Below are 23,326 nucleotides of genomic sequence, written 5' to 3'. Positions count from 1 at the left end.
GCATTTCGGCGCTCGCCAAGAATTGCAGTCCAACAAAAAGCCCGACGCTTTCGCGCCGGGCTTTTCTCTTATGATCTTAATGTCAGTCGACTACTTCGCGGTCAGCGCCACAGCGATTTCGCCGGCGAGGCGGGCATTGTTCTCGACCAGCGCTATGTTGGTTTCGAGGCTGCGGCCCTCGGTCATGTGGAAGAGGTTGTCGAGCAGGTACGGGGTGACCTCCTTGCCGGAAATCTCATCGCGTTCGGCGTTGTCGAGCGCGCGGCCGATGTAGATTTCCATCTCCTCGCGCGCGATCTCGCTTTCGGCCGGAACCGGGTTCGCGATCAGCATGCCGCCATCGACGCCGAGCAGTTCGCGCATGTTCTGGAAGTTGGCGATTGCCGCTGGGCTGTTGAGCATCAGCGGGCTCTTGAGGCCCGAATCGCGCGACCAGAAGGCCGGGAACACGTCGCTGTCATAGGTCACAACAGGCACGCCGCGGGTTTCGAGGACCTCGAGCGTCTTCGGAATGTCGAGGATGGCTTTCGCGCCGGCGCAAACGACGATGACGGCCGTGCGTGCCAGTTCGTCGAGGTCGGCGGAGATGTCGAAGCTCAGCTCGGCGCCGCGGTGCACGCCGCCGATGCCGCCGGTCGCAAAGACGCGGATGCCGGCGCGGGCAGCGGCGATCATGGTGGCGGCAACGGTCGTCGCGCCGGTGCGGCGCTCGGCGATGGCAAAGGCGAGATCGGCGCGCGATACCTTCATCGCGCCTTCGGTCTTGGCCAGCTCTTCCAGCTTCGCATCGTCAAGGCCGATATGCAGAACGCCGTGAATGACGGCGATCGTCGCCGGAACGGCACCCTGGTCGCGGATGATCGCTTCGACGCTGCGGGCCATGTTGAGGTTGCCCGGATAGGGCATGCCATGGGTGATGATCGTCGATTCCAGTGCCACGATCGGCGCGCCGCGTGCCTTGGCGGCTGCAACCTCGTCGGAATATTCCATCGGCAGGAAGGGGGAAGCGGGTTTGGTCATGGTTTTTCCTTGGGAGTTCGGCTGGCGGCGTTCATGCCAGCATTTGAGGTGCCGGCACAAGGGCCAGTGCCTGTTCGAGGTTGGCCTGCGACATTTGTTCCGAGGCGGCCAAGGGAGAGCGAAGCGTAATGCCGGCGGCGGCAATGCCGCGCCGCAGGCATTCCGACAGATCATGGCCGGCAAGACGGGCGGTGAGGAAGCCTGATGCCAGGGCATCGCCGGCGCCGGTAACATCGGCGAGCTCCGGCAGGGCCGGCGGCGTCGCGACGCAGACGGTTTCGCGATCGAAGGCGACGACCGCTCTGCCGCCTCGGGTAACGACGCCGCCATTGAGCCCGGCGGCGCGCAAAAGCGGCGGCCAACCCTCAGCATCCGCCGCATCCTTGCCGGTGAGCGCCCGCGCCTCGGCCTCGTTCATGAACAGGAAGCTGAGCCTGACCAGGCTCGGCTGGAATCGGATCACCTTTGCCGGCGATACGGCGATACCGGCGACAATGCGCCCATCCGTCGACGCCGCCGCTACGAGGGCGGCGATGGTTTCTTCGGGCAGGTTCGCATCGGTCAGCACCAGCCGGCTGTCGGCGATGGCATCGCGCAATGCGCGCCGCTGCAACTGGCGCGGCGAGAACATCCGGTAGAGATCCATGTCGGCAAGGGCGATCACCAGGTTGCCGTCATTTTCAATGATCGCAGTGTAGCTCGGCGTCTGGCGGTCGAGAAAGGTGAGGGGATTGTCGATGACGCCGGCAGCCGCTGCGGCCGCCGTCACGATGTCGCCAGCAGCGTCACCACCGCGCGTGCTGATCATCCGGACGCTATGACCCAGTCGTGCCAGGTTGCGCGCAGCGTTGAAGCCGCCGCCACCTGCCTCTTCGAACCAGGTGCCGGGGTTGCTCGAACCGGGTGCGGTCGTGCCCGAGATGCGGCCGCGCCGATCGATATGAGCGCCGCCGAAGACGGCGATTTCGCCTTCCTTCATGAATGTTCCTGTGCTGTCTATCGGCCGAATCGGATCGGGAGGGTTCATCGTCTCAGGGTGCGCCTGGCGCTGCCAAAAAAATTACGCAGCAAAGCGTGAACATGAATCGAACACAATCCGAATAATTCCTATTTTTCAATGTCTTGTCCTGCTCTTGCAAAAACGGAACAAAACATGTACAAAAACTCGTGCGGCGGCTTCATTGCCTCGGTAGCTTCAATAACCTAAAGGTGGACCAAATGGCACAAAACTCTTTGCGGCTCGTAGAGGACAAATCGGTGGATAAAAGCAAGGCACTTGAAGCGGCACTTTCCCAGATCGAACGGTCGTTCGGCAAGGGATCGATCATGAAGCTCGGTGGGAAGGACAGCATCATCGAGATCGAGACGGTTTCGACCGGCTCTCTCAGCCTGGACATCGCACTCGGCATTGGTGGCTTGCCGAAGGGCCGCATCGTCGAAATCTATGGTCCGGAAAGCTCGGGCAAGACGACGCTGGCGCTGCAGACCATCGCAGAAGCACAGAAGAAGGGCGGCATCTGCGCCTTCGTCGACGCCGAACACGCACTCGACCCGGTTTATGCGCGCAAGCTGGGCGTCGATCTCGAAAACCTGCTGATCTCGCAGCCCGATACCGGCGAACAGGCGCTCGAAATCACCGATACGCTGGTACGCTCCGGGGCGATCGACGTTCTCGTCATCGACTCCGTCGCAGCGCTCGTGCCGCGCGCCGAAATCGAAGGCGAAATGGGCGACAGCCTGCCGGGCATGCAGGCCCGTCTGATGAGCCAGGCGCTGCGCAAGTTGACCGCCTCGATCTCGAAGTCGAACTGCATGGTGGTCTTCATCAACCAGATCCGCATGAAGATCGGCGTCATGTTCGGTTCGCCGGAAACGACGACGGGCGGCAATGCGCTGAAGTTCTACGCCTCCGTTCGCCTCGACATCCGCCGTATCGGTTCCGTCAAGGAGCGCGAAGAAGTCGTCGGCAACCAGACGCGCGTCAAGGTCGTCAAGAACAAGATGGCGCCTCCCTTCAAGCAGGTCGAATTCGACATCATGTATGGCGAAGGCGTCTCGAAGACCGGCGAACTCGTCGATCTCGGCGTCAAGGCTGGTATCGTCGAGAAGTCCGGTGCCTGGTTCTCCTATAACAGCCAGCGCCTCGGCCAGGGTCGCGAGAACGCCAAGTCGTTCCTCAGGGACAATCCGGACCTGTCGCGCGAGATCGAGACGGCTCTGCGTCAGAACGCCGGCCTGATCGCCGACCGGTTCCTCGAGAATGGTGGTCCGGAACCCGACGACGGCGACGACGCTGCCGAAGCATAAGCAGCGAGCCGAGCTTCAAGCTTTCAAAACCGGTCGCCTTCATCGGCGGCCGGTTTTTTGCTGCCGTCTGGACAGCATGATACGCGAACGATAAAAGCCTGTGGTTCCGGCGACCGAGGGCGTTGGAGGGCGCAGCCGTCAGCGATGGCCGCGGGGTCGAAGGATAACGGCGAGTGGCGCGGCAGATGCCGGGGCCTGGGCCTGAATTGGTGCACAGATAGGACGCAAGATGAGCGGCGTGAATGAAATCCGGTCGACGTTTCTCGACTATTTCCGCAGGAATGGTCATGAGGTGGTGTCGTCGAGCCCGTTGGTACCGCGCAACGACCCGACGCTGATGTTCACCAATGCCGGCATGGTCCAGTTCAAGAACGTCTTCACCGGGCTTGAGCAGCGTCCCTATTCGACGGCCGTGACGGCGCAGAAATGCGTGCGCGCCGGCGGCAAGCACAACGACCTCGACAATGTCGGCTACACCGCGCGCCACCACACCTTCTTCGAGATGCTCGGCAATTTCTCCTTTGGCGATTACTTCAAGGAAAACGCTATCGAGCTTGCCTGGAACCTGATCACCAGGGAATATGGCCTCGACGCCAAGCGCCTGCTGGTCACGGTCTATCACACCGACGACGAAGCCTTTGGCCTTTGGAAAAAGATCGCCGGCCTTTCCGACGACCGCATCATCCGCATCCCGACCAGCGACAATTTCTGGGCCATGGGCGATACCGGCCCTTGCGGTCCTTGCTCGGAAATCTTTTACGACCACGGCGACAAGATCTGGGGCGGGCCTCCTGGTTCTGCCGATGAGGACGGCGACCGCTTCATCGAGATCTGGAACCTCGTCTTCATGCAGTACGAGCAGATCACCAAGGAAGAGCGCGTCAACCTGCCGCGTCCGTCGATCGACACCGGCATGGGCCTCGAGCGCCTGGCAGCCGTGCTGCAGGGCCAGCACGACAACTACGAAATCGATCTCTTCCGCGCATTGATTGCCGCGTCTGAAGAAGCAACCGGCGTCAAGGCCGAAGGCGACCAGCGCGCCAGCCATCGCGTCATTGCCGACCACCTGCGTTCGTCCGCCTTCCTGATCGCCGATGGCGTGCTGCCGTCGAACGAGGGCCGTGGTTATGTGCTGCGCCGTATCATGCGCCGCGCCATGCGCCACGCGCAGCTGCTCGGTGCCCGCGATCCCTTGATGTGGAAGCTGCTGCCGGCGCTCGTCGGCCAGATGGGCCGCGCCTATCCGGAACTGATGCGCGCCGAGGCGCTGATCTCGGAGACGCTGAAGCTCGAGGAAACCCGCTTCCGCAAGACGCTGGAGCGTGGCTTGAACCTCCTGTCCGAAGCCTCGGCCGACCTTTCCGAAGGCGATCAGTTCAATGGCGAAACCGCCTTCAAGCTCTACGATACCTACGGCTTCCCCCTCGACCTGACCCAGGATGCGCTGCGCGCCAAGGGCATCAGCGTCGACACCGACGCCTTTACGACCGCCATGGAGCGGCAGAAGGCCGAAGCCCGCGCCAATTGGGCAGGCTCCGGCGAAGCGGCAACCGAAACCATCTGGTTCGAGCTGCGCGAAAAGCACGGCGCGACCGAGTTCCTCGGTTACGATACGGAAGTTGCCGAAGGCGTCGTCCAGGCGATCTTGCGCGATGGCGCTGTCGCTCAGTCGGCCACCAAGGGTGAAACCGTCCAGATCGTCCTCAACCAGACGCCGTTCTACGGCGAATCGGGTGGACAGATGGGCGATACGGGGACGATCACCACCGACGGCGGCAAGCTTGTTGTGACCGACACGCAGAAGCGCGGCGAGGGCCTGTTCGTTCATTTCGGCGTCGTTGCCGAAGGCACGATCAAGACCGGCGACGCGGCCCAGCTCGAAGTCGATCATGCCCGCCGTTCGCGCCTTCGCGCCAACCATTCGGCCACCCATCTGCTGCATGAGGCGCTTCGCGAGGTGCTCGGCACCCATGTGGCGCAGAAGGGCTCGCTGGTTGCGCCCGAGCGCCTGCGCTTCGACGTATCGCATCCGAAGCCGATGACGGCCGAGGAGCTGAAGATCGTCGAGGAGATGGCAAACGAGATCATCGTTCAGAATACGCCGGTCACCACGCGCCTGATGAGCGTCGACGATGCGATTGCCGAAGGCGCCATGGCGCTCTTTGGCGAGAAATACGGTGACGAAGTGCGGGTCGTGTCCATGGGGCAGGGCATTCACGGCTCCAAGGCCAACCGTGCCTATTCGGTCGAACTCTGCGGCGGCACCCACGTTTCGGCAACCGGCGACATCGGTCTGGTGCGCGTCGTTTCCGAAAGTGCCGTTGGCGCCGGCGTGCGCCGCGTCGAGGCGCTGACGGGCGAGGCAGCCCGTGCCTATCTCAACGAGCAGGACGAGCGGGTGAAGACGCTTGCCAACACGCTCAAGGTTCAGCCGGGCGACGTGCTCGGCCGCGTCGAGGCACTGCTCGACGAGCGCCGCAAGCTGGAGCGCGAACTGACGGAAGCCAAGAAGAAGCTGGCGCTCGGTGGCGGCGGTCAGGCCGGATCGACCGATGCCGCGCGCGACATCGCCGGCATGCGTTTCCTCGGCAAGGTCGTTTCCGGTGTCGAACCAAAGGATCTGAAGAGCCTGGCCGATGACGGCAAGAAGAGCCTCGGCTCCGGCGTCGTCGCCTTCGTCGGCGTTTCCGGCGATGGCAAGGCAAGCGCAGTCGTGGCTGTCACCGACGATCTGACTTCCAAGGTCAGCGCAGTCGATCTCGTGCGTATCGCCTCGGCCGCCCTTGGCGGCAAGGGCGGCGGCGGCCGCCCTGATATGGCGCAGGCCGGCGGCCCTGACGGCGAGAAGGCAGCCGACGCGATCGAGGCCGTTGCCGTTGCATTGGCCGGCTAAGGACACTGCATAATTCCTCAAATCGGATGCGATTGGAGGATAAAATTATGCAGCAAGTTTAAGGTGTTACAGTGCCATTTGCGCGTCATACTTGATGCGCGGCGCTGTAGGCGCAGAAACGTGAAATTGAAAAGGGCGCCGGTTTCGGGCGTCCTTTTTTGTGATTGCGATTGCCCCCTCTGCATGCTCGCCGCAAAACTCCGCAGGATTTGTCAAAGTCGTCTATGGTCTACCGATCCGTGAGCAAAGCGCGAAGGGCTAGACATGGACGAGCGGGCGACCTGGGCAAGCTACGAAAGACGGCTGCACAGGGTGAGCGACTACATTTACGGCCATCTCAACGAGGAGCTCGATCTCGACCGTCTCGCTGAAATCGCCTGCCTGTCGCCACACCACTGGCACCGAATCTACAGGGCCGTCCACGGCGAGACGTTGGCGGCAACGGTCAAGCGGCTACGGCTGCAGAAGGCCGCCGCCGATCTCGTGCAGTCCGATCTTCCTGTCGAAGCGATCGCGCAGCGCTCTGGCTACCCCAATATTCAATCCTTCAACCGCACCTTCAAGGCCGTCTATGGACTGCCGCCGGCGCGGTATCGGAGGGAGGGCAGCCACAAAACCTTCGAAACCGCTTCATCGGAAGGAATTGCGGATATGTATGAAGTCACCCTCAAGGAGATCGACGGCTTCGATCTCGTCGGCGTCGCCCACTCCGGCTCTTATATGGGCATCGGCAAGGCATTCGAGACGCTCTACGGCACACTGATTTCGCGCAATCTTTATCGTCCGGACATGGAGATGATCGGCATCTATCTGGATGATCCGGAACTGGTGCCGGCGGACAGGCTGCGCTCCTTTGCCTGCGTCACCGCCAAGGAGACCCTGCCTGCCGATGCACCGCTGACACCCCAGACGCTCGAGGGCGGACGCTATGCCGTTCTGCGCCACAAAGGCCCCTATGCGGACATGCCCTTGGCCTATCAATGGCTTTACGGCACGTGGCTGCCGCAATCCGGCCGCGAGGTGCGCGACAGCCTGATGTTCGAGAAGTATCTCAACAATCCGCGCGACGTGCCGCCGACCGAGCTCTTGAGCGAGATCTATCTGCCGCTGAAATGACCCGCTCGACTTCTCTCGTCATCCTCGGGCTTGCCCCGAGGATCCACCTGAGCCGTCGCCAACGCACAGATGTCCTTGGGCTCAAGAGGCTTGGCCTGGATGCTCGGGTCAAGCCCGAGCATGACAGAGGGAATGGGTCGCCAGAGGTTCTTGGAACTGCGGCTATCCAACCAAAAAGAAACCCGGCACAAGGCCGGGTTTCGCATTCGGGTCGATGGCGTGTGCCGATCAGGCAGCCATTGCCTTCTTCAGGTTCTCGTCGATCTTGTCGAGGAAGCCGGTGGTCGAGAGCCACGGCTGGTCGGGGCCGATCAGGAGCGCCAGGTCCTTGGTCATGAAGCCGGCTTCGACGGTATCGACGCAGACCTTTTCCAGTGTTTCGGAGAAGCGGGCGAGTTCGGCATTGCCGTCGAGCTTGGCACGATGGGCAAGGCCACGGGTCCAGGCGAAGATCGAAGCGATCGAGTTGGTCGAGGTCTCTTCGCCCTTCTCGTGCTGGCGGTAGTGACGGGTCACGGTGCCGTGGGCCGCTTCTGCTTCGACCGTCTTGCCGTCCGGCGTCATCAGAACCGAGGTCATCAGGCCGAGCGAGCCGAAGCCCTGAGCCACGATGTCGGACTGGACGTCGCCGTCGTAGTTCTTGCACGCCCAGACGTAGCCGCCGGACCACTTCAGCGCCGAAGCGACCATGTCGTCGATCAGGCGGTGTTCGTACCAGATCTTCAGTTCCTTGAACTTCTCGGCGAATTCTTCCTCGAAGACCTTCTGGAAGATGTCCTTGAAGCGGCCGTCATAGACCTTGAGGATGGTGTTCTTGGTCGAGAGGTAGACCGGAACCTTACGCTGGATGCCGTAGTTGAACGAAGCGCGGGCGAATTCGGTGATCGAATCGTCGAGGTTGTACATGCCCATGGCAACACCGGCCGACGGTGCGTCGAAGACGTCGTATTCGATTTCCTTGCCGTCTTCGCCGACGAACTTCATCGTCAGCTTGCCCTTGCCGGGGAACTTGAAGTCGGTGGCGCGGTACTGGTCGCCGAAGGCGTGACGGCCGACGATGATCGGCTTGGTCCAGCCCGGAACCAGACGAGGCACGTTCTTGCAGATGATCGGCTCGCGGAAAATGACTCCGCCGAGGATGTTGCGGATGGTGCCGTTCGGCGACTTCCACATCTTCTTGAGCTTGAATTCTTCGACGCGGGCTTCGTCCGGGGTGATCGTGGCGCACTTGACGCCGACGCCGTGCTTCTTGATGGCGTTGGCTGCATCGATCGTCACCTGGTCGTCGGTGGCGTCGCGGTTTTCCATGCCGAGGTCATAATACTCAAGATCGACGTCGAGGTAGGGATGGATCAGCTTGTCCTTGATGAACTGCCAGATGATGCGGGTCATCTCATCGCCGTCGAGTTCGACGACCGGATTGGCGACCTTGATCTTTGCCATGAATATGCCTCGTAGCTTAGCGGGACAACGGGAGCGATGTCCCTTCCTCTTTAGAAAAATCCAGAGCCCTATAGCATTGTGAAACGGCAAGGCAAAGCATGCTTGGCTGAAACTTTGGGTGGAGACTCGATCGACCGGCGGGCAGGGGCCGAGGATGGGTTTTGGACTGGTTTAAGCCGGCCTGCGCCTTGAAAAGATCGGAGGCAGCGTTAATCAAGAAGAAGCGGTGACGCGTCGATGGTCACCGTAGCAGGCAAAAGGCATCCGATGGAAATTCGCTCCCGCGTGCGCGACTGGCTTCTCGCCAATGATCCTGCCTTTTCCCGGCTGCGCCAGGCGACGCGCATCACCGCGACGATCGTTTCGTCGGTTTGCCTGCTGATGGCCTTCCACTATCTCGTGGCGCCATTGCCGCCGGCAGCCTACGGCCTTGCCGTTTCGCTCTCGATCGAAGGCGGCCTTGCCGTCCGCGACCGCACGCACGGCGAACAGCTCGTGACCCGTATAATCGCCGTCATCGTTGGCGTCTCGATGGTCGCGCTGGCCTCGGTGCTGGAGAGCCACCGCTACGTCTCCGATGTCGTTTTCCTGTCGATCATCTTCCTGGCGGTCTATTGTCGCTCCTTCGGGCCGAGATGGTTTGCCGTCGGCATGTTCGCCTTCATGTCCTATTTCATCGGAGCTTATCTGCGTCCGACGATTGACCAGTTGCCCGCACTGGTCTTCGGTGCAGCGGTTTCGGCCATGGTCGCCCACCTGGTCCGCACCGTGCTTCTGCCCGACCACCGCTATCGCGACCTCATGCGCGCTGCGGCCAGCGTCCAGCAGCGCGTCGACCAGATGCTGGAGGAGCTGGTCGATGTCGCACGCAAACCGACCCTGATCGAGACGGATCGCACCCGGCTGCACCGGAGGGAAGAGCGCCTCAAGGAGGCGGTGCTGATGGCGGAAAGTTTCATTCCGACCGAGAACCGACGCCCGGAACCCGAGCCCGGCCTTGCCTCGTCGGATGTGGTGATCAACCTTTTCGACCTGCATCTGGCGGCAGAAAGCGTCATCGTGCTGAGCCTTCAGGCCATGCCTCCGGTCGCATTGGTCGAAGCGATGCTTACGCGCAACTCCGCCGAGATCGAAGCGGAGACGGCGCGCATCGACCGCACGAACGAGCGGCTTGTCGAGACCGTCAAGGCGCTCTCGTGGCTGCGCAATGTTCGCCAGCGCCTCGCCCATAGCCTGGAAAAACTCGACGCGCATGATCTCGAGGATCCGGTGGAGCGAGCCGTTGCCCCGGCGTCCACGCGTCCAAAGCTGACAGTGTCTAATCCGGCGCTCAAAACGGCCATCCAGATCACGCTCGCCGCCGGCATCGCCATGGTGTTCGGGCTGATGCTGTCGCGCGACCGATGGTTCTGGGCGGTGCTGGCTGCCTTTCTCGTTTTTACCAACACCCGCTCGCGCGGCGATACGGCGGTCAAGGCGCTACAGCGCTCGGCCGGTACGCTATTTGGCATCGTGGTCGGCATCGTCGCCGGCACGCTGGTTGCCGGAAACATCTATTTGGTGCTGCCGCTGAGTGCGCTCTGCATCTTTCTCGCGTTCTATTTCCTCGCAGTTTCCTATGCGTCGATGACCTTCTTCGTCTCTATCGTGCTGTCGCTGCTCTACAGCCTGATGGGCGTGCTGACCCCACAGCTGCTGCAGCTGCGGCTGGAGGAAACCCTGATCGGCTCCATCGCCGGTACTGTGGTTGCCTTCGTGGTTTTCCCGACCCGTACGCGAACATCGCTTGATCTCGCGATCAAGGCCTGGTGTGGCGAACTGACAGGACTGCTGCAAGCGGCGAAGGAGGGCGCCTCCGGCATGGCGCTGATTGCGCGGTCGCAGTCCGTCGACCGCGCCTACCGCGAGCTTGCCGCGGCGGCCAAGCCCCTTGGCGTTTCCTGGCAGCTTGTCACGCGCCCCGGCCACGTCAGGCAGACGCTGGCGATCTTCATGGGGTGCACCTATTGGGCGCGCGTGTTTGCCCGTCGCGTTGCCGACGAGGCCGACGCCGTCGGCTCCACGTTCCACACCGACATCGACGAAAATCTGACATTGGTTCGCTCGATCGCGGAGAAAGGGGCCGGCTATTTCTACGACGGCGGCCGCGTCGCCGGGCCAGTCAGCCGACATCTGCCGATATCGAAGGACGATGCGGAACTGGGGCTGGAGATGATCGGCATCTCCCTCAGCCGTCTGCATCCGGCAACACCGTGATGCCCGCAGTCCTCAGCATGTCGGCCGGACTTTAATTTTCCGGTCTTTTGTGCGAGGGAAGCGCCGAACAGAAGGCGAAGGCGAAAGACATGGCAGGCACCAACAGCGAACGAGAACTCCTGACCGAAGGACCGGCGATCATTCTCGCCTATCCGCAGCTCGGCGAGAATATCGGCATGGTTGCCCGCGCCATGGCCAATTTCGGCCTGTCTGAACTGCGCCTCGTCAACCCGCGCGATGGCTGGCCGAACGAAAAGGCGCAGTCTGCCGCCAGCCGCGCCGACCACGTCATCGAAGGCGCCAAGCTCTACGACACGCTGGAAGAGGCGATCGCCGACCTCAACTTCGTCTATGCGACAACGGCGCGCGACCGTTACGGCTACAAGCCGGTTCGCTCGCCGATAGTGGCGGCGCGCACGCTGAGACAGCGCTTCGTAGCCGGCGAGGCGACCGGCATCATCTTCGGCCGCGAGCGCACCGGATTGACGAACGAGGAAGTGGCGCTTGCCGACGAGATTGTGACGTTCCCCGTCAATCCGGCTTTCGCTTCGCTCAATCTCGCCCAGGCGGTGCTGCTAATGTCCTACGAGTGGCTGAAGACGGGCATGGAAAGCGAAGACCAGACGTCGTTCCAGGCACTGGAGCAGCGTCCGGCGAAGAAAGACGATCTGCAGGGCCTGTTCGATCACCTCGAGGATGCGCTGGAAGCGCGCAACTATTTCCGCTCCGCCGACAAAAAGCCGAAATTGGTCGAAAATCTGCGCACAGTTCTGACCAGACCAGCCTTTACCGAAACGGAAATCCGGGTACTGCGCGGCGTGATTTCGTCGCTCGATCGGTTTTCGCGTGAACATCCCCGAGGTTCCGGCGCTCCCGTTGATCACAGCAGGGCCGAGCACAACAAGAAAGTATCAGACAGCGGTGACAGCGACTGAACTGAAACCCATTCTCGTCTTCGACAGCGGCATCGGCGGGCTCACGGTGCTGCGCGAGGCGAGGGTGCTGATGCCGGAGCGGCATTTCATCTATATCGCCGACGATGCCGGCTTCCCCTATGGCGGCTGGGAGGAAGAGGCCTTGCGCGCCCATGTCATCGCGCTCTTTGGCCGGCTGCTGGCCGAGCACGATCCCGAAATCTGCGTGATTGCCTGCAACACCGCATTCACCCTCGTCGGTGCCGATCTGCGCGCCGCCTTTCCGCAGATGACCTTCGTTGGCACCGTGCCGGCGATCAAGCCGGCGGCCGAGCGCACGCGCTCGGGGCTGGTTTCCGTGCTTGCGACACCAGGCACGGTCAAGCGCGCCTATACGCGCGACCTCATCCAGTCCTTCGCCAGCCAATGCCATGTCCGCCTGGTCGGATCGGAGAACCTCGCCAAGATGGCCGAGGCCTATATTCGCGGCGAAAAGCTCGATGATGCGGAGGTATTGGCCGAGATCACCCCGTGCTTCATCGAGATGGATGGCCGCAAGACCGATATCGTCGTTCTCGCCTGCACGCATTATCCCTTTCTGGCCAATCTGTTCCGCAAGCTGGCGCCCTGGCCGGTCGACTGGTTGGATCCAGCCGAGGCCATCGCCCGGCGGGCCCGCTCGCTCGTGCCGCTGCCCGACGGCTTTGAGCCGTTGAACGGCGAGGACCCGGCGATCTTCACTTCGGGAAATCCCGATTTTTCCACACGCCGGCTGATGCAGGGCTTCGGCCTGACCGTCATGTCGAACGTCACTACCCCCGAACAGACGGCCGCCAGCGAAACGATCGGCTAGAAGAAGATCGCCAGCAGGACGCCAATCGACGCGGCGAGCGCAATCGCAATCAGGAAGTTCGCGCGGCCTGATTGCGCGGATTCCTTTTTCGAGACGATGCGTTGACCATCCTCGTAGTTCATCTGGAAGTGGTTTTCGGTCTCGTTCTGATCCATTCGTGGCCCGGAAATCCCGGTCGCTCAAAGACGTATGGGCCGGGGCAGGCGCTTGTTAAAGATGTATCAATAGGTTTATTCAACGTTTCCGCGCAAACAACCGGGTGAACTGGCCGATCTTTCCATGGTCCACAACGCGGTATTCCCTGTGGGTTTTCTGCAGCGGTTGCATGACCGCCGGCAAAACCGTGCTAGGTGTCGCTCGTTTGGCGAACTCAGCATGGTCGCGAATCAATCCAAAATGAAGAGGTGGAAATGAAGGTCGGCATCGACATGGGAGCGACGTCCGAAGGGACCTCGGCCTCGCTCGATATCGAAGAGCTTCTGGCCACCCGTCTTCTGGTGCAGGGCAATTCCGGTTCGGGAAAATCGCACCTTCTAAGAAGGTTGCTGGAGCAGTCTGCGCCATGGGTGCAGCAATGCATCATCGACCCCGAGGGCGATTTCGTCACACTTGCCGACAAGTTCGGCCATGTGGTCGTCGAGGGTGAGCGCACGGACGCTGAGCTGATCGGCATTGCCACGCGCATTCGTCAGCACCGAGTTTCCTGCGTGCTTTCGCTCGAAGGTCTCGACATCGAACAGCAGATGCGCAGCGCCGGCGTCTTCTTGAACGCCATGTTCGATGCGGATCGGGAATACTGGTATCCCGTACTCGTGGTGGTCGACGAAGCGCAGATGTTTGCGCCGTCGGTCGCTGGTGACGTCACCGAAGAAGTCCGCAAGATCTCGCTCGGCGCGATGACCAACCTCATGTGCCGTGGCCGAAAGCGTGGACTTGCCGGCGTCATCGCCACGCAGCGCCTGGCAAAACTTGCCAAGAACGTGGCGGCGGAGGCGTCCAACTTCCTGATGGGCCGCACATTCCTTGATATCGACATGCTGCGCGCTGCCGACCTGCTCGGCATGGATCGCCGCACGGCCGAAATGTTCCGCGATCTGAAGCGCGGCTCCTTCGTCGCCCTTGGCCCGGCGCTGTCGCGCCGGCCGCTGAAGGTGACGATCGGTGCCGTCGAGACTTCAGCACGCTCGACGAGCCCGAAGCTGATGCCGCTGCCGGAAGCGCCGCAGGACGTGGAAGACCTGATCTTCACGCCTGACGCCGACGAACTGACGCGGCCGATCATGCGCCGTGCCGTACCGCCGCCGCGCCCGGCAACCGATATTCTCGCGGAGCTTTCCCGGCCGCGCCCCGAACCGGTCGCCCCGGTGGAAACCAGGCCAGCCCAGCCGGAAATGTCGGCGGAGGAGCGCGGTGCGCTGCTGGACGGTCTGTTTACCGAGATTCTCGCCAATCCCGATGCCGCGTTCCGGCCGGATGCCGAACTGTTCCAGGATTTCCTCGTGCGCTGCCGGATTCGCCGCGTGCCGGGAGCAGCCCTGTCCTTGAGCGCATTTCGGCGCAAGATGGCAATTGCCCGCTCCGGCGTCGACACTGAGACTGCGGCGACAGAGGCCTGGGCGTCGGCGCTCCGGCTTGCCGATCGCGTCACCGAGGACCTGCAGGGCGTGTTCCTGATGATGGCGCAGGCGGCCGTGCGCGGCCTTGCCTGTCCGTCGGACGCGATGATCGCGCGCGCCTACGGCACCCATTCCGCACGACGCGCCAGACGCCTGCTCGGCTATTTCGAGGAGAATGGGCTCGTTGTCGTCCATGCCGATTTCACCGGCAAGCGTATAGTCGCCTTTCCGGACCTCGGCCACGAAACGGCGCCGGGCGACGCCAACGGGCCGGATGCAATGGATCCGTCCGCCGCTGCAGCTGAATAGGCACGTCCTCCGCCCGAGGCTTCAATTCCAAGTATTTGAAGACGAGACGGTACCGATGCACAACGCCACCCGTCGCTTGCGGGGCGTCAAACCCACTCCTGAATCACGCGGTCGGACGCGTGGATGCAGGTCATCTCAAGCCGGGTGTTGCCGCTGTTGACGAAACGGTGCGGCGTGCTGGGATCGACGATGATGATGTCGCCGGCCTTGCCGATGAGCGTCTGCTCACCGACCGTGAACTCCGCCTCGCCCGAATGAATGAGCCAGGTCTCCGGATAGGGGTGAACGTGAAGCGCCGGCCCTTGGCCAGGCTCCGCATCCATCAGGAAAAGCGAAACCGGCGTGCCGTACTGCCCCCCTTCAAAGAGGATCGTCCGGTTGGGGCTCTGTTTCTGCTCTGCACGGGGAATGACATGAAACATGCTGGCCTCCATCGGGGTTGGTTTACCGGTTCGAATGAATTATCTTGACGAGAAGATATTATGTAAAAATATCTTCTCGTCAAGATATATTGCCAAACACCGCGGAGTTGATAATGCAGCATGAGCAAGAGGAGAGGGACCACGTCGACCGGTTGCGCGCGCAATGGGATCGCGAATTGCCGGATCTCGATACGGAGCCAATGACCATCCTCGGGCGGGCCTATCGGCTTTCTAATCTCCTGCGTCCGTCGATCGAGGAAACCTTTGCCTCCTTCGGTCTCGACCGCGGCGAATTCGACGTGATCTCAACACTCCGGCGCTCCGGCCCACCGTATCGCCTCACGCCGACCGACCTTTATACATTGCTGATGATTTCGTCAGGCGGACTGACACATCGACTCGATCGATTACAAAAGGCGGGGCTGATCCTGCGCGAGCGCTCGGTATCGGATGGACGCAGCAGCGTGGTTGGGTTGACGGAGAAGGGCATAGCGCTTGCCGAAGCCGCGTTTCGGGCTGACATGGCGAGCGAGGCGCGCTATATCGCAGGTCTGAAGCCGGAGGAACGCGCAGCACTGGCAGCGCTATTGAAAACGCTGCTTGTTTCCTTGGAAAACCAACAGGCTGGCGACCCTGCCTGAAATGGTGCCGAATACGGTGATTTCGTTTGACAATGGCGGCTGGAAGCCCTAAAGCCGCCCCAACGCCGGGCAGAAATGTCCGGTGTTTCATTTGACATGTCCCGTGGTTTCTCCGGCAGCGTGATCGTGAGAATCCTGTCAGAACTCTCAAAATGGGTTCAGAGGAGGGCGTGTTTCCTTGATCCGGTTTGGCAACAGACCGGTGTAACCGACTGAAAGGAAATGCGATGAGCAAGCGCGAATCGTCCAAGTACAAAATTGACCGCCGTATGGGCGAAAACATCTGGGGCCGTCCGAAGTCGCCGGTTAACCGCCGCGAATACGGCCCGGGCCAGCACGGCCAGCGTCGCAAGTCCAAGCTTTCGGACTTCGGTGTGCAGCTGCGCGCCAAGCAGAAGCTCAAGGGCTACTACGGCGACATCCGCGAAAAGCAGTTCCGTGCGATCTTCGCCGAAGCTGACCGCCGCAAGGGCGACACCCCGGAGAACCTGATCGGCCTGCTCGAATCGCGTCTCGACGCGATCGTCTACCGCGCAAAGTTCGTTCCGACCGTTTTCGCCGCACGTCAGTTCGTCAACCATGGCCACGTCAAGGTTAACGGCGTTCGCGTCAACATCGGTTCCTACCGTTGCAAGCCGGGCGACGTCATCGAAGTCAAGGAAAAGTCCAAGCAGCTCGTTACGGTTCTCGAAGCCGTTCAGCTCGCTGAGCGCGACGTTCCGGATTACATCGAAGTCGACCACAACAAGATGGTTGCAACCTTCGTCCGCGTTCCGGTTCTCTCCGACGTGCCTTACGCCGTCGTCATGGAACCGCACCTCGTCGTCGAATTCTATTCGCGTTAATCCGAGGCTCTGGCCTTGTGAACGATCGAAACCGCCCGGAAACGGGCGGTTTTTTTGTCTCTTCAGATACGTGGCTGTTTGATCTGCCGCGCGTCTTGTTCCGCGACGGGGACTTGGTCGCCTCGGCGGGACAATGGCTCGCGCGACGAAGGGGAAATCGCATGCCGGAGCAGAAGACGCCGCAGGACCTGCAGGCGATCATCGAGGACATTTACCGCGAGCTGACGCCACGGCTCGGCGAGGGCAAGGTCGCCGACTACATCCCACAGCTTGCGCGCGTTTCTCCGAAACACTTCGGAATGGCAATCGTCACCACCGACGGGCAGGTGCACCGGGTCGGCGACGCCGAGGTGCCGTTCTCCATCCAGAGCGTCTCCAAGGTATTCACCCTGACGCTGGCGCTCGGCAAGCACGGTGAGACCATCTGGCACCGCGTCGGCCGCGAACCTTCAGGCTCGGCCTTCAACTCGATCGTCCAGCTCGAGCAGGAAGGCGGCAAGCCGCGCAACCCGTTCATCAATGCCGGCGCGATCACCATCAGCGACCTGATCCTTGCCGGCCACACGCCGCGCGAACTGATCGGCGAGATCGTCCAGTTCGTTCGTTATCTCGCAGATGACGATGCCATCGTCATAGACCACGAGGTCGCGCGCTCCGAGACGGCGACCGGCTTCCGTAATTTCGCGCTTGCCAACTTCATGCGCTCCTTCGGCCGGCTCGATCACCCGGTCGAGCATGTGCTCGGCGTCTATTTCCACCATTGCGCTCTGGCAATGACCTGCAGCCAGCTCGCCAAGGCGGGCCTGTTTCTGGCAGCCGGCGGCACCAACCCGCTGACCGGCCATTCCGTCGTATCGCGCCAGCGGGCCCGACGTATCAACGCGCTGATGCTGACCTGCGGCCACTATGACGGCTCGGGCGATTTCGCCTATCGCGTCGGTCTGCCCGGCAAGAGCGGTGTTGGCGGCGGCATTCTCGCGGTCGCACCCGGCAAGGCCTCCGTCGCCGTCTGGTCGCCGGGCCTGAACGAGAACGGCAATTCGCTGTTGGGATCGCTGGCGCTGGAGATGTTGGCCGCCCGCACCGGTTGGTCGGTGTTTGGCTCCTGATTTCGGACGAAGGGCCGTTTTCCCTTGATCTTGCGGATGGAACGGGGCAAGTGCTGGCCGTGACGTGCCGTGCGCTCTCCTTCCCGAGCCGGCCATTCCAGGATCGTTGCCATGGATCATTCGCCAGCCCTTTCGCCTGACGCAATCGACAATGCCGTTGAAGACGGCGATATCGAGACGGGTCTTCATCCGATCTTCGAACGCATGCCGTCGTCGGTCTCCTTCAACAAGCTGCGCAAGCGGCTCTTGCGGCAGACGCGCCAGGCGCTCGACGATTTCGGCATGCTGAAGGGCGCCATGCGCTGGCTGGTCGGGATTTCAGGCGGCAAGGACAGCTATAGCCTGCTGGCACTGCTGATGGACCTGCAATGGCGCGGGCTGCTGCCCGTCGAGCTTGTCGCCTGCAACCTCGATCAGGGGCAGCCGAATTTTCCGAAGCATATCCTGCCGGAATACCTGGCCTCGATCGGCGTTAAGCACCGTATCGAGTATCGCGACACCTATTCGATCGTGAAGGAAAAGGTGCCGACAGGCGCCACCTATTGCTCGCTCTGTTCGCGGCTGCGCCGCGGCAATCTTTACCGGATCGCGCGCGAAGAGGGCTGCGATGCGCTGGTGCTCGGCCATCACCGCGAGGATATTCTGGAGACGTTCTTCATGAATTTCTTCCACGGCGGCAGGCTCGCCTCGATGCCGGCGAAGCTTCTGAACGACGAAGGCGACCTGATGCTGCTGCGGCCGCTGGCCTATGCGGCAGAGGACGACTTGGCGAAATTTGCCACTGCCATGGAATTTCCGATCATTCCCTGCGACCTCTGCGGCTCGCAGGACGGCCTTGAGCGCAATGCCATGAAGGCAATGCTTGCCGACCTCGAACGACGCATGCCGGGCCGCAAGGACACGATGCTGCGGGCGCTCGGCCATGTGAACCCCTCGCATCTGCTCGACCCCAAGCTTTTCGACTTCCAGTCCCTCTCACCGGAGCCCAAAGAATGAGCCATTCCGTCGACATCGCCGCCCTTGCCAATCTGCTGCAGGAGGCTGCGGTCAAAGAAATCCTGCCGCGGTTTCGTAATCTCGGCGCGGGCGATGTCCGGATGAAGTCGGAAGCGATCGATCTCGTCACCGAGGGCGACGAGGCAGCCGAGCGCCTGATCAAGGCACGCATGGATGAGATTGCGCCAGGCGCCGTGTTCATCGGCGAAGAATCCGTTGCTGCCGATCCGGCGCTGCTCGACAAGCTGGCAGACGCCGATCTCGCCGTCGTCGTCGATCCGATCGACGGCACCTTTAACTTCGCAGCCGGCCTGCCGCTGTTCGGCGTCATGGCGAGCGTCGTGTCCAAGGGCGAGACCGTTGCCGGCATCATCTACGACCCGCTTGGCAACGACTGGGTAATCGCCGAGAAGGGCTCCGGCGCCTGGATGTGCCGTCCTGACGGCTCGCAGGAGCGCATGTCGGTGACTGCAGGCGTTCCGCTTGAAAGCATGGTCGGCGGCGCCTCGACGGGCTTCTACAGCCAAGAGGCGCGGCGCGAAGTCATGGCCAACTTGGCCAAGGTCCGTATTGCGACCAGCTACCGGTGCGCCGCGCACGAGTATCGCATCCTTGCCGGCGGCTACATCCACTTCTTGATGTACCAGAAGCTGATGCCCTGGGATCATCTGGCCGGCACACTGATCGCGCAGGAGGCGGGTGCCTATGCCGCACGCTTCGACGGCGCGCCCTATCTGCCTGCCCACCTCAATGGCGGCCTGCTGCTGACGACCGACAAGGACAGCTGGGAAACGCTGCGTCGCGAAGTCTTCACCATCTAAACACCGACATCGTCGAAACAGAAAAGCCCGCCTGGAGCGATCCAGGCGGGCTTTTTGTTGGTGAGGTCGATATCACATATGGCCGCCGCCGTGGTCGAGCGAGACATCCTTGTCGCCGGGATGGGTGAAGAGCTTGCCCTTTTCGGCCCAAAGGGTGGCCAGGATCGTCACGAGCCCGAAGAGGGCAAAGCCCCCGAGCAACGGCTGCAGCGTGCCATTGAACAACTGGCCGACGGCGCCACCGAGCAGTGCGCCGCCGGTCGTCGAGACGAAACCGGTGATCGCGGTCGCCGTTCCGGCAAGGTGACCCATCGGCTCCAGGCTGATCGCGGTGAAGTTGGTGGCGATGACAGCGAAGAACATCAGAAGAACCGAGAACATCAGGTAGCTGATGACGAATGCCGGCGTGCCCCAGAGCGACATGGCAAAGCCGATCACGGAAATCAGCGTGAACAGGATCATCGACACGTGCGAGATGCGGCGCATGCCGAAGCTGCGCACGAAGAAGCCGTTGGCGAAATTGGCAACGGCGATGCCGCCGGCAGTGCCGGCAAAGGCGATCGGCAGCCACTCGCCGAGGCCATAGACCTCGCCGAAGATCTGCTGGACGGTGACGATGTAGGCGCAGATGACCGCGGTGAACATCGTCATGCCGATCATGTAGCCGCAGGTGATGCGGTTGGTCAGCACCGTCTTGAAGCCGGATGCGACCGATGAGACGGAAAGCGGCAGGCGCTCTTCCTTCGGCAGCGATTCCTTCATGCGGGCCAGTGCCCAGACGAAGAGGACAGCGCCGACGATGCCGATCAGGATGAAGATCCAGTGCCAGTTGGCGTAGAGGATGACGAGCTGACCGATCGACGGTGCGACGATCGGAACGATCATGAAAACGATCATGACGTAGGACATCACCCGCGCCATCTCGCGACCACCGAAGCAGTCACGCACGATCGCCATGGTGGTGATGCGCACGGCGGCAGCGCCGATGCCCTGGACGAAGCGCAGGACCAGCAGCATTTCGAAACTCTGGGTCAGGGCGGCGGCAAACATCGACACGGTGAAGAAGGCAAGGCCGCCGAGCAGCACGGCGCGACGTCCGAACGTATCGGAAAGGCAGCCGAAGAAGATCTGCGAAAGCCCGAAGCCAAGGAAGAACACGCCGATGACGAGCTGGGTGTCGTTGGAGTTGGCGACGCTCAGCGACTGGCCGATGCTCGGTAATGCCGGCAGCATGCTGTCGATGGCGATTGCCACGCTCGCCGTCATGACGGCAATGGTGATGATGAATTCGACGAGGCCCATATTGAGGCGGGCCGCGCCCGAAACCCCGTCGACATGTTCGGATTGTGTGGTGATCGTGGTCATTGTGCGAACCCGTGAAGAGCAGATCTGGGAGGAATAATCGGCCGGCAGGCTATCGTCAGCCTGCCGGATTGTGTGCCTTGAACAGCTTTCCGCGTTCGGCGATGAGGACGAAGACGACGCCGATCGCCGCGACGGTGAAGTAGCCGATCGCGAGCGGTGTCGCCGTCCCATCGAAAGCCTGGCCGATGAAGGCGCCGATGACGCCGCCGCCGATGGTCTGGGTGAAGCCGAGCACCGAGGAGGCCGTGCCGGCGACGTGGCCGAGCGGCTCCATCGCCATCGCATTGAAGTTCGACGCGATCAGCCCGAACTGGAACATGGCGGCGCCATAGAGCACCACGAACAGCGGGAAGGGCACCGGACCATAAAGCGACGCCGCCATCCAGAGGAAGCTCGCCAGCGTGAAGCCGAGTAGGGCAGCATGCGACAGCGCCCGCATGCCGAAGCGCCGAACGAGCTGCGAATTAGTGAAGGACGCGACCGCCATCATCCCGGCAAATGCCGCAAACACGACCGGAAACCACAGGCCCAGCCCATAGACCCCGACCAGGATCTGCTGGGCAGAGTTGATGAAGCCGAAGAGCGCCCCGAGGATAACGGATGTCGCCAGCGTATAGAACAGCGACAGCCGGTTCGTCAGGACGATCTTGAAGCCGCTGAGGATGACCGAAGGGGTAAAGGCGCGGCGATGATCCGGGTTCAGCGTTTCCTGAAGCCGGAACACCACAAGCGTTGCGATCGTGAAGGCAAAGAGCGCGATGACGACGAAGATCATGTGCCATTCGGCAAAGATCATGATCAACTGGCCGACGCTCGGCGCTATGACCGGCACGATCATGAACACCATCATGATCAGCGACATCACTTCAGCCATGCGACGGCCGCCATAGACGTCGCGAACGATCGACACGGTAATAACACGGGTCGCGGCTGCACCGATGCCCTGGACGAAGCGCAACGCCAGCAGCGCGCCGAAGGTCGGCACGATGACGATTGCGATCGCGCAGACACCATAAATGCCGAGGCCGACGAGCAGCGGCGCCTTGCGGCCGAATCGATCAGACAACGGGCCGAAGAAAAGCTGCGCCACGCCCATACCGATAAGATAGGCGGTGATGACATATTGCCGATGGTTTTCGTCGGTTACACCAAGGCTGGCGCCGATCTCCTGCAGGCCGGGCAACATGATATCGATCGACACGGCATTGACCGCCATCAGCATCGCCATCAAGGCGATGAACTGAAATTTGCTGAGGCCGGGAGCGGCCGCTTCGTCTGTCATGCTCGTCATAGGCAAAATCCTTGCGGCGCGCCGGACGCAACCGAAATAGGTCAAGACCGGAGTTTGTTCCGGAAAGAGGCGACGTCGGCTGGCAAAATGCCGGTCGGCATGTCGAGAACAGTTGAGGGGACGGGCCTGGTCCGGCGCAGCGGTGCAGGCGGCATCCGATGTGAAGCGAAAGGGACTATCGGCGATGGGCAGCCGGGCCAAGCCGGAGCATGGGAACGGGCGAACGCCCTTTCAGGCTGCTTATGCCGCTTTATCGCGACCACTTCATGACAGAGCGTGAGTGTGCTCCGCCTAGTAAAGAACAACGAAAATTAGACGATCCGGATTTAATTCCGGAATCAAAAAAGGCGGTCACCCGCCTTTTCCGACCAGATCGGAGTTGGCGGCCTGACTTAGGCAGCGGCGCCCTTGACCGAGATTCCCTGTTCCTGCAGGTGCGACTGGAGCTCGCCAGCCTGGAACATTTCGCGGACGATGTCGCAACCGCCGACGAATTCACCCTTCACGTAAAGCTGTGGGATGGTCGGCCAGCTCGAATAGTCCTTGATGCCCTGACGCAGGTCCGCGTCGGCAAGGACATTGATGCCCTTGTAGTCGACGCCGATGTAATCGAGAATCTGGACCACCTGGCCGGAGAACCCACACTGTGGGAACTGCGGCGTACCCTTCATGAAGAGCACCACGTCGTTGGTCTTGACTTCGTTCGCGATGAATTCGTGAATTCCGCTCATCTTTTCATCCTTCCTGCGCCCGGTTTCAAGGACCGGATATCGATTGGGCCTTAGATAGCATGCATATCGGTGATTTTCATCACCCAAGTGCAACAAATATTGATGGGCCTCAAGATGTGGTTTTAATACAACTGCTCAGGCCGAACGGCGACGGGTCTTGCTGCGTGCGCTGGCGGTTCGCCGCCGGCTCACCTGTTTCTTGGCCGGCTTTCCGATGGCGGCTTCCAGGATATCCCCTAGAATGCCACCCGTCGCCGCCTTGCGCGTCCGGCGCTTGGTCCGCTTCGTCGCGGTCCGCTTGACGCCGGTCTTCTTCAGGATTTCCTTCAGCGCGCTGTCGACAACGCCACTGACCAGTTCCTTGATCAGGTCGGCCAT

21 protein-coding genes are annotated in these 23,326 nt (G+C 61.7%); 12 read left to right on the top strand and 9 right to left on the bottom strand.

Annotation, left to right across the window (positions count from 1 at the left end):
• Window positions 1-90: 90 nt before the first annotated feature.
• Together ASD00_RS20720 and ASD00_RS20715 are read right to left on the bottom strand one after the other, a co-directional pair.
• The gene (locus ASD00_RS20720) at window positions 91-1,020 is read right to left on the bottom strand and encodes a pseudouridine-5'-phosphate glycosidase (protein WP_025427178.1); all 930 of its coding nucleotides are present in this window, start codon (window positions 1,018-1,020) and stop codon (window positions 91-93) included.
• A 31-nt stretch (window positions 1,021-1,051) separates the two neighbouring features.
• On the bottom strand, window positions 1,052-1,999 hold the full coding sequence (locus ASD00_RS20715; protein WP_057208681.1) for a carbohydrate kinase family protein: 948 nt from the start codon (window positions 1,997-1,999) through the stop codon (window positions 1,052-1,054).
• 239 nt (window positions 2,000-2,238) lie between these two features.
• Here ASD00_RS20715 and recA point away from each other — a divergent pair, with 239 nt between their 5' ends.
• The 3 genes from recA (at window position 2,239) to ASD00_RS20700 (ending at window position 7,336) form a co-directional block, all read left to right on the top strand.
• Window positions 2,239-3,327, top strand: coding sequence for a recombinase RecA (gene recA / locus ASD00_RS20710; protein ID WP_025427176.1), 1,089 nt, complete (start codon window positions 2,239-2,241; stop codon window positions 3,325-3,327).
• Window positions 3,328-3,556: 229 nt separating this feature from the next.
• Complete coding sequence (gene alaS / locus ASD00_RS20705) at window positions 3,557-6,220, top strand: alanine--tRNA ligase (protein WP_025427175.1); 2,664 nt, start codon at window positions 3,557-3,559, stop codon at window positions 6,218-6,220.
• 264 nt (window positions 6,221-6,484) lie between these two features.
• Complete coding sequence (locus ASD00_RS20700) at window positions 6,485-7,336, top strand: AraC family transcriptional regulator (RefSeq protein ID WP_025427174.1); 852 nt, start codon at window positions 6,485-6,487, stop codon at window positions 7,334-7,336.
• 228 nt (window positions 7,337-7,564) lie between these two features.
• Here the strand turns inward: ASD00_RS20700 and ASD00_RS20695 are convergent, their stop codons facing one another.
• Window positions 7,565-8,779, bottom strand: coding sequence for an NADP-dependent isocitrate dehydrogenase (locus tag ASD00_RS20695; protein ID WP_025427173.1), 1,215 nt, complete (start codon window positions 8,777-8,779; stop codon window positions 7,565-7,567).
• Between the two features lie 267 nt (window positions 8,780-9,046).
• Here ASD00_RS20695 and ASD00_RS20690 point away from each other — a divergent pair, with 267 nt between their 5' ends.
• The 3 genes from ASD00_RS20690 to murI all read left to right on the top strand — a co-directional run bounded on the left by ASD00_RS20690 (window position 9,047) and on the right by murI (window position 12,802).
• On the top strand, window positions 9,047-11,035 hold the full coding sequence (locus ASD00_RS20690) for an FUSC family protein (protein WP_057208679.1): 1,989 nt from the start codon (window positions 9,047-9,049) through the stop codon (window positions 11,033-11,035).
• An 89-nt stretch (window positions 11,036-11,124) separates the two neighbouring features.
• Window positions 11,125-11,970, top strand: coding sequence for an RNA methyltransferase (locus ASD00_RS20685; protein WP_025427171.1), 846 nt, complete (start codon window positions 11,125-11,127; stop codon window positions 11,968-11,970).
• Window positions 11,957-12,802 (top strand): glutamate racemase, encoded by an 846-nt coding sequence (murI, locus tag ASD00_RS20680; RefSeq protein WP_025427170.1) that lies wholly within the window; start codon window positions 11,957-11,959, stop codon window positions 12,800-12,802. The genes ASD00_RS20685 and murI overlap by 14 nt, the downstream gene beginning before the upstream one ends.
• Here murI and ASD00_RS40240 read toward each other — a convergent pair.
• Window positions 12,799-12,957 carry a hypothetical protein gene (locus ASD00_RS40240; protein ID WP_156407977.1) on the bottom strand — a complete coding sequence of 53 codons (159 nt, stop codon included), beginning with the start codon at window positions 12,955-12,957 and terminating at the stop codon, window positions 12,799-12,801. The genes murI and ASD00_RS40240 overlap by 4 nt on opposite strands.
• 255 nt (window positions 12,958-13,212) lie before the next feature.
• On the opposite strand from ASD00_RS40240, the gene ASD00_RS20675 reads away from it, so the two are divergent.
• Entirely contained in the window at window positions 13,213-14,727 is a 1,515-nt protein-coding gene (locus ASD00_RS20675) for an ATP-binding protein (RefSeq protein WP_025427169.1), read from the top strand.
• 86 nt (window positions 14,728-14,813) lie between these two features.
• On the opposite strand, the gene ASD00_RS20670 is transcribed toward ASD00_RS20675, so the two are convergent.
• On the bottom strand, window positions 14,814-15,149 hold the full coding sequence (locus tag ASD00_RS20670) for a cupin domain-containing protein (protein WP_025427168.1): 336 nt from the start codon (window positions 15,147-15,149) through the stop codon (window positions 14,814-14,816).
• Window positions 15,150-15,262: 113 nt separating this feature from the next.
• Between ASD00_RS20670 and ASD00_RS20665 the strand changes: the two genes are divergently transcribed.
• The 5 genes from ASD00_RS20665 (at window position 15,263) to ASD00_RS20645 (ending at window position 19,561) form a co-directional block, all read left to right on the top strand.
• Window positions 15,263-15,790: a MarR family transcriptional regulator gene (locus ASD00_RS20665; protein ID WP_057208677.1), complete on the top strand. Its 528-nt coding sequence runs from the start codon at window positions 15,263-15,265 to the stop codon at window positions 15,788-15,790.
• Between the two features lie 227 nt (window positions 15,791-16,017).
• Window positions 16,018-16,635: a 30S ribosomal protein S4 gene (gene rpsD / locus ASD00_RS20660; protein WP_025427166.1), complete on the top strand. Its 618-nt coding sequence runs from the start codon at window positions 16,018-16,020 to the stop codon at window positions 16,633-16,635.
• Between the two features lie 161 nt (window positions 16,636-16,796).
• Window positions 16,797-17,744 carry a glutaminase gene (locus ASD00_RS20655; RefSeq protein WP_025427165.1) on the top strand — a complete coding sequence of 316 codons (948 nt, stop codon included), beginning with the start codon at window positions 16,797-16,799 and terminating at the stop codon, window positions 17,742-17,744.
• Window positions 17,745-17,855: 111 nt separating this feature from the next.
• Window positions 17,856-18,740 (top strand): tRNA 2-thiocytidine(32) synthetase TtcA, encoded by an 885-nt coding sequence (gene ttcA / locus ASD00_RS20650; protein ID WP_057208674.1) that lies wholly within the window; start codon window positions 17,856-17,858, stop codon window positions 18,738-18,740.
• Entirely contained in the window at window positions 18,737-19,561 is an 825-nt protein-coding gene (locus tag ASD00_RS20645) for an inositol monophosphatase family protein (RefSeq protein WP_025427163.1), read from the top strand. The genes ttcA and ASD00_RS20645 overlap by 4 nt, the downstream gene beginning before the upstream one ends.
• A gap of 72 nt (window positions 19,562-19,633) precedes the next feature.
• Here the strand turns inward: ASD00_RS20645 and ASD00_RS20640 are convergent, their stop codons facing one another.
• The 4 genes from ASD00_RS20640 to ASD00_RS20625 all read right to left on the bottom strand — a co-directional run bounded on the left by ASD00_RS20640 (window position 19,634) and on the right by ASD00_RS20625 (window position 23,326).
• A complete protein-coding gene (locus tag ASD00_RS20640) occupies window positions 19,634-20,926 on the bottom strand; it encodes a multidrug effflux MFS transporter (protein WP_057208672.1) in 1,293 nt (430 codons plus the stop codon).
• Between the two features lie 55 nt (window positions 20,927-20,981).
• Window positions 20,982-22,217, bottom strand: a complete 1,236-nt coding sequence (locus ASD00_RS20635; protein ID WP_025427161.1) for a multidrug effflux MFS transporter — start codon at window positions 22,215-22,217, stop codon at window positions 20,982-20,984.
• 392 nt (window positions 22,218-22,609) lie between these two features.
• Window positions 22,610-22,948, bottom strand: coding sequence for a Grx4 family monothiol glutaredoxin (gene grxD, locus ASD00_RS20630; RefSeq protein WP_025427160.1), 339 nt, complete (start codon window positions 22,946-22,948; stop codon window positions 22,610-22,612).
• Between the two features lie 135 nt (window positions 22,949-23,083).
• Window positions 23,084-23,326: a hypothetical protein gene (locus tag ASD00_RS20625; RefSeq protein WP_025427159.1), complete on the bottom strand. Its 243-nt coding sequence runs from the start codon at window positions 23,324-23,326 to the stop codon at window positions 23,084-23,086.

The sequence above is a fragment of the Ensifer sp. Root31 genome (assembly GCF_001424825.1).
GTDB lineage: Bacteria > Pseudomonadota > Alphaproteobacteria > Rhizobiales > Rhizobiaceae > Ensifer > Ensifer canadensis.
Note: the sequence above shows the minus strand (reverse complement) of the source record. Positions and strands in the feature narration are given on the sequence as shown.

Bases quoted from the DNA above. Each gene is read 5' to 3' on its own strand.
- ASD00_RS20720 (WP_025427178.1), bottom strand. From the start codon at position 1,020: ATGACCAAACCCGCTTCCCCCTTCCTGCCGATGGAATATTCCGACGAG.
- ASD00_RS20715 (WP_057208681.1), bottom strand. From the start codon at position 1,999: ATGAAGGAAGGCGAAATCGCCGTCTTCGGCGGCGCTCATATCGATCGG.
- recA (WP_025427176.1), top strand. From the start codon at position 2,239: ATGGCACAAAACTCTTTGCGGCTCGTAGAGGACAAATCGGTGGATAAA.
- alaS (WP_025427175.1), top strand. From the start codon at position 3,557: ATGAGCGGCGTGAATGAAATCCGGTCGACGTTTCTCGACTATTTCCGC.
- ASD00_RS20700 (WP_025427174.1), top strand. From the start codon at position 6,485: ATGGACGAGCGGGCGACCTGGGCAAGCTACGAAAGACGGCTGCACAGG.
- ASD00_RS20695 (WP_025427173.1), bottom strand. From the start codon at position 8,779: ATGGCAAAGATCAAGGTCGCCAATCCGGTCGTCGAACTCGACGGCGAT.
- ASD00_RS20690 (WP_057208679.1), top strand. From the start codon at position 9,047: ATGGAAATTCGCTCCCGCGTGCGCGACTGGCTTCTCGCCAATGATCCT.
- ASD00_RS20685 (WP_025427171.1), top strand. From the start codon at position 11,125: ATGGCAGGCACCAACAGCGAACGAGAACTCCTGACCGAAGGACCGGCG.
- ASD00_RS40240 (WP_156407977.1), bottom strand. From the start codon at position 12,957: ATGGATCAGAACGAGACCGAAAACCACTTCCAGATGAACTACGAGGAT.
- ASD00_RS20675 (WP_025427169.1), top strand. From the start codon at position 13,213: ATGAAGGTCGGCATCGACATGGGAGCGACGTCCGAAGGGACCTCGGCC.
- ASD00_RS20670 (WP_025427168.1), bottom strand. From the start codon at position 15,149: ATGTTTCATGTCATTCCCCGTGCAGAGCAGAAACAGAGCCCCAACCGG.
- ASD00_RS20665 (WP_057208677.1), top strand. From the start codon at position 15,263: ATGCAGCATGAGCAAGAGGAGAGGGACCACGTCGACCGGTTGCGCGCG.
- rpsD (WP_025427166.1), top strand. From the start codon at position 16,018: ATGAGCAAGCGCGAATCGTCCAAGTACAAAATTGACCGCCGTATGGGC.
- ASD00_RS20655 (WP_025427165.1), top strand. From the start codon at position 16,797: ATGCCGGAGCAGAAGACGCCGCAGGACCTGCAGGCGATCATCGAGGAC.
- ttcA (WP_057208674.1), top strand. From the start codon at position 17,856: ATGGATCATTCGCCAGCCCTTTCGCCTGACGCAATCGACAATGCCGTT.
- ASD00_RS20645 (WP_025427163.1), top strand. From the start codon at position 18,737: ATGAGCCATTCCGTCGACATCGCCGCCCTTGCCAATCTGCTGCAGGAG.
- ASD00_RS20640 (WP_057208672.1), bottom strand. From the start codon at position 20,926: ATGACCACGATCACCACACAATCCGAACATGTCGACGGGGTTTCGGGC.
- ASD00_RS20635 (WP_025427161.1), bottom strand. From the start codon at position 22,217: ATGACGAGCATGACAGACGAAGCGGCCGCTCCCGGCCTCAGCAAATTT.
- grxD (WP_025427160.1), bottom strand. From the start codon at position 22,948: ATGAGCGGAATTCACGAATTCATCGCGAACGAAGTCAAGACCAACGAC.
- ASD00_RS20625 (WP_025427159.1), bottom strand. From the start codon at position 23,326: ATGGCCGACCTGATCAAGGAACTGGTCAGTGGCGTTGTCGACAGCGCG.